The 13,719-nt window shown below is 32.5% G+C and carries 13 protein-coding genes; all 13 read right to left on the bottom strand.

Annotated elements, in window-relative coordinates; all coding sequences use genetic code 11:
• Window positions 1–4 precede the first annotated feature (4 nt).
• Window positions 5–1,270, bottom strand: coding sequence for an O-antigen ligase family protein (locus OCV48_RS07735; RefSeq protein WP_147591583.1), 1,266 nt, complete (start codon window positions 1,268–1,270; stop codon window positions 5–7).
• 26 nt (window positions 1,271–1,296) lie between these two features.
• Entirely contained in the window at window positions 1,297–2,391 is a 1,095-nt protein-coding gene (locus tag OCV48_RS07730; protein WP_147591582.1) for a hypothetical protein, read from the bottom strand.
• Between the two features lie 15 nt (window positions 2,392–2,406).
• Window positions 2,407–3,525, bottom strand: coding sequence for a UDP-galactopyranose mutase (glf, locus tag OCV48_RS07725; RefSeq protein WP_021982368.1), 1,119 nt, complete (start codon window positions 3,523–3,525; stop codon window positions 2,407–2,409).
• A 24-nt stretch (window positions 3,526–3,549) separates the two neighbouring features.
• Window positions 3,550–4,590 (bottom strand): NAD-dependent epimerase/dehydratase family protein, encoded by a 1,041-nt coding sequence (locus OCV48_RS07720; RefSeq protein WP_021982369.1) that lies wholly within the window; start codon window positions 4,588–4,590, stop codon window positions 3,550–3,552.
• Window positions 4,587–5,300, bottom strand: coding sequence for an IspD/TarI family cytidylyltransferase (locus OCV48_RS07715; RefSeq protein ID WP_021982370.1), 714 nt, complete (start codon window positions 5,298–5,300; stop codon window positions 4,587–4,589). The genes OCV48_RS07720 and OCV48_RS07715 overlap by 4 nt, the downstream gene beginning before the upstream one ends.
• A gap of 51 nt (window positions 5,301–5,351) precedes the next feature.
• Window positions 5,352–6,221, bottom strand: coding sequence for a LicD family protein (locus OCV48_RS07710; RefSeq protein ID WP_147591581.1), 870 nt, complete (start codon window positions 6,219–6,221; stop codon window positions 5,352–5,354).
• Window positions 6,222–6,245: 24 nt separating this feature from the next.
• A complete protein-coding gene (locus OCV48_RS07705; RefSeq protein ID WP_021982372.1) occupies window positions 6,246–7,151 on the bottom strand; it encodes a LicD family protein in 906 nt (301 codons plus the stop codon).
• Window positions 7,152–7,237: 86 nt separating this feature from the next.
• The gene (locus tag OCV48_RS07700) at window positions 7,238–8,686 is read right to left on the bottom strand and encodes a sugar transferase (RefSeq protein WP_147591580.1); all 1,449 of its coding nucleotides are present in this window, start codon (window positions 8,684–8,686) and stop codon (window positions 7,238–7,240) included.
• Between the two features lie 80 nt (window positions 8,687–8,766).
• Window positions 8,767–10,227, bottom strand: coding sequence for an LCP family protein (locus OCV48_RS07695; RefSeq protein WP_262559417.1), 1,461 nt, complete (start codon window positions 10,225–10,227; stop codon window positions 8,767–8,769).
• A 148-nt stretch (window positions 10,228–10,375) separates the two neighbouring features.
• Window positions 10,376–11,257, bottom strand: coding sequence for an immunoglobulin-like domain-containing protein (locus OCV48_RS07690; protein WP_147591578.1), 882 nt, complete (start codon window positions 11,255–11,257; stop codon window positions 10,376–10,378).
• A gap of 33 nt (window positions 11,258–11,290) precedes the next feature.
• Entirely contained in the window at window positions 11,291–12,022 is a 732-nt protein-coding gene (locus OCV48_RS07685) for a CpsD/CapB family tyrosine-protein kinase (protein ID WP_147591577.1), read from the bottom strand.
• A 38-nt stretch (window positions 12,023–12,060) separates the two neighbouring features.
• The gene (locus OCV48_RS07680) at window positions 12,061–12,789 is read right to left on the bottom strand and encodes a YveK family protein (RefSeq protein WP_147591576.1); all 729 of its coding nucleotides are present in this window, start codon (window positions 12,787–12,789) and stop codon (window positions 12,061–12,063) included.
• 20 nt (window positions 12,790–12,809) lie between these two features.
• A complete protein-coding gene (locus OCV48_RS07675; RefSeq protein WP_021982378.1) occupies window positions 12,810–13,550 on the bottom strand; it encodes a CpsB/CapC family capsule biosynthesis tyrosine phosphatase in 741 nt (246 codons plus the stop codon).
• Between the last annotated feature and the right edge of the window lie 169 nt (window positions 13,551–13,719).

The raw sequence follows: 13,719 nt of genomic DNA, 5'->3' as shown, positions 1-13,719 counted from the left end.
AAATTTACTTCTTTCTCTCTTTATTATCTATCTCTGTCTCATACAACTTTTCATTATTTCTATACCATTTCTCAGTAACCTGGATTATTGTCATAAAGAATAACAAATATTTTCCATCTATCTGGCTCATTAATCCATTAATAGCAACCAGCAAAATACCCATAAGCATAATCTGCTCTGACATTTTCTTTGATGTCTTTAGTGTTAACGCTGCTAGTATCAATAAGATTAAAGATGGTATACCATAATACTCCAATATTCCAAGGAATATGTTATATGTACTTGTTGCACCATTGGTCCAGAATACCTTACTTACATATCCATGCCCCACAATAGGTGATTTCATAATATATGGTATACAGTTATCCCATACATAAACTCTACCTGAGAATGTCATATTCTTATGCATATAATTCTCTATGAAATTCTTGATAAATGAAATATTTGCACCGCCTAATACAACAATATTTACAGCGGCTATTGCAATTATGACATTTTTTATATTAAAAATTTCTAATTTATTCTTTACCAGCCATTTCGGTACATTTACATATAATAAGAGTGCTATCATCGCCATTGATACAATAATTCCTGTCGATGATCCTTTCATAAATATAACTTTTGTTTCACTTGCTGATGTACTCTCAAAACACGCAAGCAATACAGAAATATTCATAATTGTATTCTTAATTCTGGTTCTTGTATTTTCTTCATGCAATGTTATTGCCATTATAACCATACTGAATATTATCATAAATATCGGTGTATTATTCTTAGAGCCGAATAACCATTGTGCACGTACAATACTTGAACCTTGTGAACTCATATATAATCCATGCGGAAACAATACCATTACTGCAAAACTTATCCATATATAGAATATGCTCACAACATATAATGGTTTTAATCCATTAAATCCATCAGTGTTAATAGAATATGCAATAACTATAAGCATCTCTATAATTGTATATGTAGATAACACATATGTTACAGTCTGTCCCGGAGTACCTAATACTATGGTGAATACATTCCAGACGAGCATCAATATCACATATATCCAGTACTTTGAAATTCTTAATATACCATCACTTTTTCTGATGTAATTACCTATTATTATGCAGATTATCGGCATACGTACAAATATACACAATAACTGACCATTTGGTATAATTCGCATAATAGCTAAGGGCATAAAGTATAACAACCAAAACAGGCAAAGGCTTACACTTCTTCTATTAAATTTTATCTTTAATATTGAATCGTTATTCATTGTTTAATTACCTCTATTGTAAAATGTTATATAACATAATTATCCACATAATCCAGAAATTCATTATACTTTCTGAAATCTATTCCTTCTTTATATACCAGATGCATATTAACATTTGCAAGAACAAACAGATATACATACTCTTTTCTTCGTTTATCATCAAACTGAGTGCCAATTTCCTCAAACAATTTTTGTATCATTTTATCCATTTTACCATGCATATAGCCATCAAAATATTCCTTTTCACGATAATATATTGCTTTCCATACAAACCATAAGAGGAAATCGTAGTAGAACAAATTCTTTCCATAGAATTCATAATCAAATACTGTATATCCTGTTTTCTCTTTGAGAATATTAGATAACACCAGGTCATTATGCTGGTTAATAAATATCATATTATAATTATCATCTTTTTTAAGAGCTTTTGCTATTCTGTCTAAAAGTGATTTTTCCTGTTCACTTTTCGCATTTCTATATACTTCTTTCAGATACTTATCATAATTTACATAATTTTTATCATTCTCAGTCAGACTACGTTCGTAATTACAGAGACTTTTTCCTAACCATTCCGACATCTCTGCTAAGTCAGATTTATTATTTCTCCATAAACCTGCTTCAGTTATAAGTCTTTCCACAATGAATTTTTTATCACTATTACATTCTATTATTACATTTTTGCCAAAAAACTTTGCATAATTCTCATTAAAATCTATTGCTTTGTTGACTAAATCGCTATGTTCACAATAATATGTAACTCTTTCTTTATTACTGTCGAAAACCTTAACATTACCTTTTCTTGTTACATACAGTTTATCTCCTGAAGCGCTGCCTTTAGTCTTGAAATTATCTTTAGAGCTACTTTTAGCAATATTATTTAAATTATCCTTTATTCTATACTTTTTACCAAGCATAAAATATCTTATTTTCTTCTTGCTGCTTACGTCCTCATCAGACAGTTTCTTAAGCCATTTAAAGAAACTGTCTTCTTTCTCCCAGAAACATCTTCCTTCATTGAATACAAGCCTGTAGACACCGGCATAGAGTTTATCTTCATTTTCTTTTATGTCGTTTATGTATTTAGTTTTTTCCTGTTTTAACTTATCTAATTTTCTAAACATAATCTACCATATCTGTTATTTACTTAATTCTTTCTTCGCGCAATTTAATGCAGATGCGATTACTGCATCCATATCATAATACTTGTATTCTCCAAGCCTTCCACCGAATGTGACTTTATCTTCTTTGTCTGCTAATTCTTTGTACTTACTGTATAAATTACCATTTTTCTCATCATTTACAGGATAATATGGTGTATCACCTAATTTCCATTCTGAACTGTATTCCTTACTGATAACAGTTTTAGGTATATCATTGCCATTTTCATCCTTACCAAATTCAAACCATTTATGTTCAATAATTCTTGTCCATGGAGTCTCACTATCTGTATAATTAACTGCTGCATTTCCCTGATAATTGTCTGTATCAAGAATCTCATTTTCAAATCGAACTGAACGATACTCAAGATTACCAAGGCTGTAATTAAAGTATTCATCTATTGCTCCGGTATAGATTACCTTTTCTGCCATACTATCGTATTTATCCTTATTCTTGAGATAGTCACTATTAAGTTCTACATCTATGCCCTCAAGCATATTTTCAACCATCTTAGTGTATCCACCTACAGGTATTCCCTGATATAAGGCATTAAAATAGTTATTATCAAATGTCAATCTTACCGGTAAACGTTTAATAATAAATGAAGGAAGTTCACTACATTTTCTGCCCCACTGTTTCTCAGTATATCCTTTTACAAGCTTCTCATAGATATCTGTACCTACAAGGCTGATAGCCTGTTCCTCAAGGTTCTTAGGTTCTGTAATCCCTGCTTCCTTCTTCTGTTTCTCAATCATTTCTTTTGCTTCCTGTGGAGTAACAACTCCCCACATCTTATTGAATGTATACATATTAAATGGTAATGAATATAATTCACCTTTATAATTTGCTACCGGAGAATTGGTAAATCGGTTAAATGTAGCGAATTCATTAACATATTCCCATACCTCTTTGTTATTAGTATGGAATATATGTGCACCATATTTATGTACATTTATTCCTTCAATTTTCTCTGTATAAACATTACCTGCTATACATTCTCTTCTATCTATAACCAGACACTTTTTGCCTGCTTTTTTTGCCTGCTGTGCAAATACTGCGCCAAATAATCCTGCGCCAACTATCAGATAATCATACATATTTCTTTTCTCTCCTTAATATATCTATTTCATATAATATTTTATTGTTCTATATGTACCTTGTTCTAAATTAAATTCTGCTTTCCATCCAAGACCTTCCAGTTTTTCTCCATCTAATGATGAATCTGTCATTAGATTAAACCCTTTACTTTCTTCACTTGTTGCCATTTGGTATATAACTTTTTTAGACGATACCTTTGCTAATTCTCTTGCTATATCACTGATTGTGCATACAGAATCTCTATTAGAAATATTGTACGCATCTCCATTTTTACCACCTAAAAGAATAGTTAAAATAGCTGAAGCACAGTCTAAGGTATAACAATATGAGCGTAACTGGTTACCTTTACTTTTCATTACTATATCTTCATTATTTGCAACATTCCGAGTGAATTCAGCTGTGGCTCTTGTATCCGAAGATGTAATTGATGGACCATATATATGTCCAGGTCGTGCTATAACTGTATTTAATTCATATTCATTTGTATAAGCCACACATAATGCTTCTGCGGCACGTTTTGCACATGGATAACTTGCACGCATATTTAATATGTCTACATATCCATAATCTGTCTCTTTTCTTGGTCTTACCTCATCTATATTGCCATATACTTCGCTTGATGATATATATAATAATCTGATTACTTTATTTTTAGCTGACATTTCAAGCATTCTATTTAATCCAATAAGATTGGCAAGCATTGTTTCAACCGGTTCTGCCGTATACATTTTAGGATTTGCATTGCTTGCTCCATATATAATATAGTCTGAATTTATATTTATATCTTTATCATCAGTCGCATCATACTGTACAAATGTATATTCGTCATTTTTTGTATAATAAAATCTATCTGATGTTCTCTTCGCATTTCTTCCCGCTAATATGATTTTAATTTTTGCTTGTTCATATCTATTCAGATATACTAATATATCAACAATTGATGAACATATCATACCGGTTGCACCTGTTATTAAAACTGTTTTTCCATATAATTTCTCTTTTAGCGGAATGTTATTGATAACCTGCTTAACATCATTCCAATATTCTTCATTATAGTTTATCATTTTAACCAGCTATCCTTTTTAGTATGTAATAATGCCTTAAATATAACCATATCTTCTACAGTCGTAATCTTAATATTCTCTTCTGAACCTTTAGAGAAATATATTGTTTCTCCTAATTCCTGCATCAATGTACATGAGGCAGCCGTATTTGTTATACTTCTCTTAGCTGCTTCCTCATGTGCCCACAAAAGTTTCTCTAATGTATATGTATGAGGTGTCTGTGTTCTATATAACTGCTCTCTCGGAATGGAAATTCTAGATGATTTACCATTATCCTCGCTTTTAAATACAGCTTCAACACATGGGATTGCTGCGACAGCACTTCCATGCGCTTTAAATGTTGCAAGGCTGTCTGATATTATTTCACCTGAAATCATACATCTATTTCCGTCATGTACCATTACTACTGTATCTTTATCACATTCATCTTTTATAGCATTTAATCCTTTGCATATAGACTCCTGACCTGTACTGCCACCAGCTACAACCCATTTAAGTTTATTTATATTAAATTGTGCTGCATATGCTTTTAATACATCTATCCATGCCGGTAAGGTCACAACAACTATTGCATCTATACTTGGATGATTTTGAAATGCCTCCATTGTATGAATTATTATAGGTTTATTTTCTACATGCATAAATTGTTTAGGAATATCCTGTCCCATTCTTGTACCTGTACCTGCCGCTGTTAATAATGCTACTACCATAATCATTCCTCCTAATCCTATATACAATTGCCGTATTATTTTAACAACTTTTTATATATTACTTTTTTCTGATTGTATAGTCTTATAAAACTTAAATATATGATGGGATACTCTTTTTTCTTCTGGTGGAAGTTCCATATAATCATCTCCATATAATTGCGAAAGATATTTATGATATCCCTTAGGACCTTTTAGCATATGTCCTTCGAATTCAAGCTCTATCTGTGGTATATATTCTGCTTTTAGTACTTTCTCTTCTGTTTTATGTATATTTGTAGTTACGACACCAATATATTCTGAAGCATTAAACGGTATACTTGTCGCTTTTTTCTGAACCTGCTGTACCCAATAGTCCTGACCAAACAACATTGCAATTGGTCTGCACACAAAATGAAAGATTTTAGCAGGCAGATTTTTTCCATGAAATAATGAACCCGTTGTACAATTAAGCATTTTCTTTCCTAATTCCATTGAATTATAATGTTTCTTAGTTGCTTTATCATCTGCTGGTAATCCTTCAATCGGAAAAATATCAATAAATATTGGATAATAAACATTTTTTTTATTATTTTTCTGTATAGAATCCTCTAGCAATACCGATTCATCATATAATCGCCAAAAATGTTTAACGCATACCGCATTTCCACTGGGACGTACTAATTTATAATTTCCTATAACACCACCTGATATTTTCTGTAATTTTTCGCAATCAGGTCTTGGCATATTGATATCAATATCATCATCCCATGGTATAAATCCTTTATGTCTTATTGCGCCTAAAAGTGTTCCTCCTGAAAGATAGTATCTAATTCCATTTTTTTCACAATAATCTGCTAACACAAGCAGCATATCAACTAATTTACTTTTAACTTCTTCAAGTGAAACTTCTTCACCACAATTACTTTTGTCATACTTCACCATACTACTCAATTCCTCATTTCACATTTAGTTTTCCGGAAATTTAAGTTCCAAAACAATATGTTCCTCTCTATCTTTTTCTGGTGGAATCTTCATATAATCACCATACATTTTCTTAAGATATGCATCATAATCTTTAGGTATATTCCACTTGTGTCCTTCAAATTCACATTTTGTTACCTGTACCTGTCCATCTCTTAGATACGTTTCTTTAAAATAATGCTTTCTTCCTGATGGAATGCTTACATATTTGGAATTATTATTTTTACACAATCCATATATCTTTTGTGTAAAACAGGTCAATTTCTTAATAGATATGAAACTTAATAATCTACCTATAAAAATTTTAATTTTAAAAGCTGATTTTAAATCCGGATTAGCCTCTGCTAACTCACTCATAAGTTCCCGGTTTTTATAAAACATTCTACAAGATAGTAAAAAGCCAAATGCCATACAGAAAAAGCCATGTATATTATATAATATTTTATTATCAAATGTATTTTCCATTAAAAATATATCTATAAAAAAGCCACATTCTTCTGTATATGTATCTTCTCTTCCTCTACAAACGCTGCCTTTTAATCTTATTCTATTTACTGTCATTCCATAATCTTTAGTTTTGCAATAATGCACCCAATATTTTTCGCCGAATTTTTTTAAAAATGCAATTCTGAACCGTTCAAAATCATAAGCTGGCATACCTATATCCATGTCATCATCCCATGGTATAAATCCTTTATGTCTTACTGCACCTAATGCACTTCCACCTAATAAACAATATGCTATTTTCTCTTCTTCACATACTGTTACGATATCTTGCATCATTTTCAACAATTCTTTTTGAAAATTTTTCAGTACATCTCCTTTAATATGTATAAATTTATCTGAATTACTATTTATATTTTTAAAGGCTGCAACCGTTGATAATTTCATAATTTTCCTGACCATACCTTCCTGTTTATATGTATCAATATCATTAGCATCTACTGATATTTAATTGTATATATCTGCAAATTCAATTAGGACGAACCTTTTTTCTTTAATACTACCCATACCGTCTTAAGTAGTATCTTTATATCCTTCCCAAGGCTCCAGTTCATGATATATTTTGTATCTAACTTAACTACTTCTTCGAAATCAGTAATGTCACTTCTTCCACTAACCTGCCACATTCCGGTAAGACCAGGCTTAATGGCAAGTCTTGCTCTATGATGAAGTTCGTATTTCTCCCATTCATCAAGTGTTGGTGGACGTGTGCCGACAAGACTCATATCGCCTTTAAGAACATTTAAGAACTGTGGGAATTCATCTATAGATGTTTTTCGTATAAAGTTTCCAATTCCTTTCCCATTTTCACCACCAATTATACGTGGATCATTCTCCATCTTGAACATCATGCCGTCCTTAACTTTGTTCTGTGCCATAAGTTCAGCTTTACGTTCTTCCGCATCTAAGTACATACTTCTGAATTTATATATGTGAAATTTCTTACCATTCTTACCAACTCGCCACTGCTTAAAGAAGATTGGCCCAGGTGATTTAATGTATATCGCTGGTGCTACAAATATAAATAATATTCCAGTAAATATAAGTCCGACAATACCTCCGACTATATCCATTAGTCTCTTGATAAAACTCTCAACTATTGAAGCTGTATTAATAGCACTTGTAAGTACGGTATATTCATTCATTCTTTCAACCATTCTTACTTTACCCGGTTCGTTTACGATCTTAGCAAGATTCTGGTGTATTGTAATTCCCATAAGCAGACAATCTTCCACCAGCTTCTTTTCTACACTCTCATATTTATCATTAAGGCTTACAAATACTTCATCTACCCACGATCTGCATAGATAATCAGATATTTCATTACCTGATGCTAATACATTTATATCGTTAATCATTTCACCAGTCATATTCTTATCGACTATGCATACACCTGTAATATGATATTTACCTTTTCCATAATTTGACAAATTATCAATTAATTCTTCTGCCTCATCACATGACGTAATTAATACCATAGCCTGTGTCTTCGAATTATCTCTGATGGATGATTTTGAGACTACCCATTTCCAGATTTCCCTGACAATATAAGTAATTATTATTCCAATTGCCCAGGTAAGCATAAATACTATTCTGGAGTATTCCTGTCCCTGTTGAGACATATACAGGTATACTACCTGCATCATTGTAACTATAGTTACATATCTGACAGTACATAAGAATTCTTTATAATGTCCTCTGGTAACTATCTTCTTATAAGGTGATGCCATTAATGCCACTATAACACATATCATCATATATACAATAAAGATATTTGAATATAACTTAGGCAGTACAATTCTATTGCCTCTCCAGCCGTGCCTGATTATATAGGCTATGGCAAAAGCAACTTCTATACTTATAATGTCTAATGCAATAAAGTCTAAATGCCTGAATATTCCTGATGTTTTCCTTCTATACATAGCCTAATAATCCTTTCTGTAAATTTTTTCTTTTCACCTGTCTCATTTTTTATCTTCCCTTTACCCTTTTCTACACTAATTTACTCACTTATTATTTTACCATCAATAACCTGCTGAATTAATTCTTTCGCATGTTCAATTGTGCTTTCGTCAGGAATCATTACCCACAAGTTATCTCTTTGTGGTATAGAGTAAGTAGATGACCTTGTACCTGTACCATCAGCGCTGCATGACACTATGTTCCATTTCTTCATATCATTAATCTGCATTTTAACCAGACTCTGTATCATGTCTTTAGGCATACTTGTCTGGAAACAATCTGAAATAGCGTCCATAATATCCGTGTAATTATATAACAGCTTAGAGCTTGCCATTTCGTTAATAACTGCTTTAATTACTTCCATCTGGTCTCTGCCTCGCTGTCTGTCACCATCTGCCAAAGCATATCTCTCTCTTGCAAATGCAAGCGCTTCCTTACCATTAAGCTTATTGTCTCCAACCTGTATATTGTAGTGACCGCTTCTTGTTGTAAATGCGTAATCTGAATGAACAGTTACACCGCCAAGTTTATCTATTATCTTGATAAAACCATCAAAATTAAGTCTGAAGTAATACTGTATATCTAAGTCATAAATCATTGATAATGTATCTTTTGAACAATTTATACCATATAATCCCGCATGCGTAAGTTTATCCTTAACACCATTAGAAATTGATAATGGTACATAATAATCTCTAGGTGTAGATACTAAAAGTATCTGTTTAGTCTTAGTATTTACAACAGCAATAATATTTACATCGCTTCGGCTTGTCTTAGCAACTGAACCATACGTATCTATACCACTTATGTATAATGTAAATACATCACTATTTAATTTGATTGAACTGTCATCATCCTGTTCATACCATTCTACTTTTGACTTAACTTCTGTCATAAGTAATTCTTTTACCTTATCTTTAAAGTCCTCATAACCTTCAGTCTCTATGATTACATCTATATATGCCTCATTCAGGATAATCGCCTTAACATCTCCATTATATAAACCATCTATCATAGAAAAGAAATCGTCATATTCCTTTATAGCAATCTCTTTATTTATAGTTTTATTTATTTCTTCTATAGTTTTATCTGTCGCCTCTCTGCCTTTTGATGAAAGAATACCATATGTATAATCCGCAGCATCGCCCAGACTTTTAGCTTCATCATCTGCAAGCACATATACTAACATTTTATCTATCTGCTCATCAGCTCCGGCTGTCTTGTTCATAACGTCTGTAGTCTTAGCAATATATATACAGGCTATTCCAAGACCTATACTGATTATGATTCCAATTACTAACATTATAATTCCCGGTATCTTCTTAAACTGCAAAACCACATTAAGTACACATAATACAACGAGCACTCCTACTGCAAGAAAGAAATATTTCTGTGGCAATACATCAAGTTTTGCAAGATAGTACAGGAACAATAGTGTTATTATACTTTGAACAATAGCAAATCCATATCTCACTAGTTTAAATATGTCTTTTTCTTTCATGGTCAACCTCCATTTCTCAGACATTTACGTCACATATAATCTTCATTTTAGTCTTAATTGTTTATCTATTAAATATTATCTTCTACACATTAATATGTTGTTTCGTATATTTCAACATATTTTTATATTCACAAAACAGACAGTACATTTACTGTGCTGTCTGCTCTGCTGTTATCCCTTGCTGTACATTCTGTCCAGGCTGCGCATTGTTTACATTGCCATTTTCAGGCACTATAGTATTATTTGCAGTGTTGCCTGTTGCTGCTACTGTATCTGCCGGTATAACATGTAAAGTAAATGGTGCCGGTGCTGATACATTACCTTCTGTGTCTGATACCAGATAGTTAATATGATAATCTCCAGGAACACTTACGTTATAATCACCGGTAATTCTTATTCTTCTTGATACGTCACCTGAATTATCATATGTTTCCCTTACAAAGCTTATCTCATCGAACCTTTGTCCAGCCTTAATAGTTGTCTCAGCAGTCTTTAATTTGATGACTGGTATACCGGTTGCATCTGCCGCTGCCTTATCTATTTCTCCAGTCGGACCGCTATCTTCTACCGTAGTATTTGTTGTCTGGTTCTCGCTTGTACTCTCATTTGTGCTTGCCTCATTGCTTGCATCTGTCTGCACTGATGACTGGTTTTCATCATTTGCTTCTGTATTCTGACTAGCATTTGCTCCTGTTGATATATATTTTACACGTCGTTTATTATTCTTAGTGATAGTAATATTATTCTTCGAATCTTTCGCAGCATATACTACCTCCATATATTCACCATTGCCTATTACTATCTTATTTGCCACCATTAATGTATCACTTACATCGCCATCTTTATTATCTACGGCAGTTACATCTTTAAGCAATACATCATTGGGCTCACCCTCCGTATATGTTAGCTCTTCGTCCGAATATGTAATAACAGGTCCTTTTCTGTCAGAAGTTGAGAATTTTATCGCTCCTATTCCAATTACCACTGCTATAACTGATCCGACAATTCCTAAAATCTTTTTATTGTTCATACATTACTCCGTCCTAAAACAGATATTAAATATCTATTTCTTTGCACTTTGTCCATAGTTTCCGTAGTTACCATAATTACCATATTCACCATAGTGTCCATAGTGTCCATAGTATTTGCCATAATATCCACCTTTACCAGTAGGAACTTTATTAAGAACTACGCCTAATATCTTACAATCCGCTTTCTCTAACTGTGCTTTTGTCTTCTGGACAAGTTTATAGCTTATCTCACCTGCTGCTACTACCATAACTACGCCATCACATTCCTGCGCTATGATAGCTGCATCAATAACACTTCCGATAGGCGGAGTATCTATAATAACATAATCATATGTCTGTCTTAACTGTTTAATTAATGTCTTAAAATATTTATTACCAAGTAATTCTGCTGGGTTTGGTGGAACCGGACCTGAGAATACTACATGTAAATTCTCCACATTTGTAGAATATACAACTTCATCAAATGCATTTACTCCTGATAAATAATGTGTAAAACCTTTTACAGCTTTGTTAATCTTGTAACGTCCAACTAAAACTGACTTTCTAAGGTCGGCATCTATAAATATTACCTTCTTGCCTGACTCTGCAATTGAAGCTGCAAGATTAAAAGATACACTTGATTTTCCCTCATTAGGAATTGTACTTGTAAGTGCAATAACTTTTACATCACTACCACAGAACTGTACATTTGTTCTTAATCTCTTATATGCTTCATTGGAACTGTTATCTAATTTCTTTAATTTATCAATATTTATGTTTAACATACATTTCCTCGTTTCTGTTATTTCTTATTTATTCTTTATTATTTCTTCTTTTTCTTTTTCTTCTTGCTATCAGTTGTCTCTAATTCAGGAATTAAACCAAGTACACTTAATCCAAGATATTTCTCAACATCTTCCTGTGCCTTGATAGTATCATCTAACATAAATCTTATAATAATAACTGCTATCGCAATTACAAATCCTAACATAAAACCAATTAATGTATTCATCTTAGTATTAGGGCTTATCGGACTCTCAGGTAATTTTGCTTCTTCTACAGTATTAACTGTCTCAATACCCATAACTGACTGAATCTGTGCCTTAGATGCTTCTCTTACGGCATCAGCTATCTTCTTTGCCATCATTGGATCTTTATCATTAGCAGCAATTGTAAGAATTCGCGTATCCGTAGGTGTACTTACATGTATCTTTCCAGCTAATGCAGATGTTGACATCTTAAGATTCAAGTCTGCAATCACCTTATCCAGTACCGGATTACTCTTTACTAATATCATGTAGTCTTTAGTAAGATAATTACTTGACTGTAAATCTGTAACCTTAATCTGATCTGTTGTTGTCAAAGAATTATTTGTAACATATACCTGTGTTCTTGCCTGATATACAGGGCTGACTAAAAATTTCGTAAATGTAAATGCAACTGCTGCACCAAGCACAGCTGCTAATACAATAATTGCAAGTTTGTTAATCAATATGGCAAATATATCTCTAAGATCAATTTCCACTTCGCCGTTTCTGTTTTCTGTTTCCATTAGTCTTGAACTCTCCTTTATTATATGTAGTCTTTCGCAAGGATCTTACGCGGATTAACACTTAGAAGTCTCTCCACTGTCTCCTCGTCAGTTTTCTTTATAAGATATTTTATACATTCTTCCAAATCAGGCGAACGATGACCATCACTATGTGTATCCGTACCAATAAAATGCACTAAGTCATTTTTAATCATCTTAAGTACTTTTTTTCGAATACCTCTGCCATATTTACCTGCTATCGTATGTGCATTTATCTGAATGTATACACCTGCATCAACAAGCCGTTCTACATTTTCAATATCTGCCATAACCTCTTCGTATCTCTCACAATGTGCAAGAACCGGTGTATATCCATTATTAACCAGCTCATATAGGCTTTCGCTTATATACTTATACTTGTCATTTGGTGAAAATTCAACCAGCACATAATCCGAATCTGCAAGTGTAAATATCCTACCCTCTTCAAGATTATCTACCACACCATAACTGTAAAATATCTCATTGCCAAGATATAGTTCAAAATCCGGATATTTCTTAGCAACTAAATTCTTTAATTTTTCAAAATTCTTTTCAATTTCTTCTTTATTATCATCGTATTTTCCCACTTCATAATGAGGTGTTGCAATCATTCCACGAATCCCGTTGCTGTATGCTATATCTATCATTCTTAATGCCTGTGTAGAACTTCTCGCCCCATCATCCACGTGAGGAATTATATGACAATGAATATCTATATATCCGTTAATCTTTCTTTCCTCCATTTTATTATATTATTCTTTAAATTTCACTAGTCTTTCTGCTAAATTTCATATTTTTAACATTTTTTTACATTTAGACGCAAAAATGCCTCCAAATAGTCATACAATTACAGATTATAACATACCAATACCATTTTGCAAGAATTTTATTTTAAATTGTAGTGTATTATTA

The sequence above is a fragment of the Bovifimicola ammoniilytica genome, assembly GCF_025567085.1.
In the GTDB taxonomy this organism is placed as follows: Bacteria; Bacillota; Clostridia; order Lachnospirales; family Lachnospiraceae; genus Bovifimicola; species Bovifimicola ammoniilytica.
The sequence above is the reverse complement of the archived record's forward strand: the minus strand, read 5'-3'. Positions and strand labels throughout refer to the sequence as shown.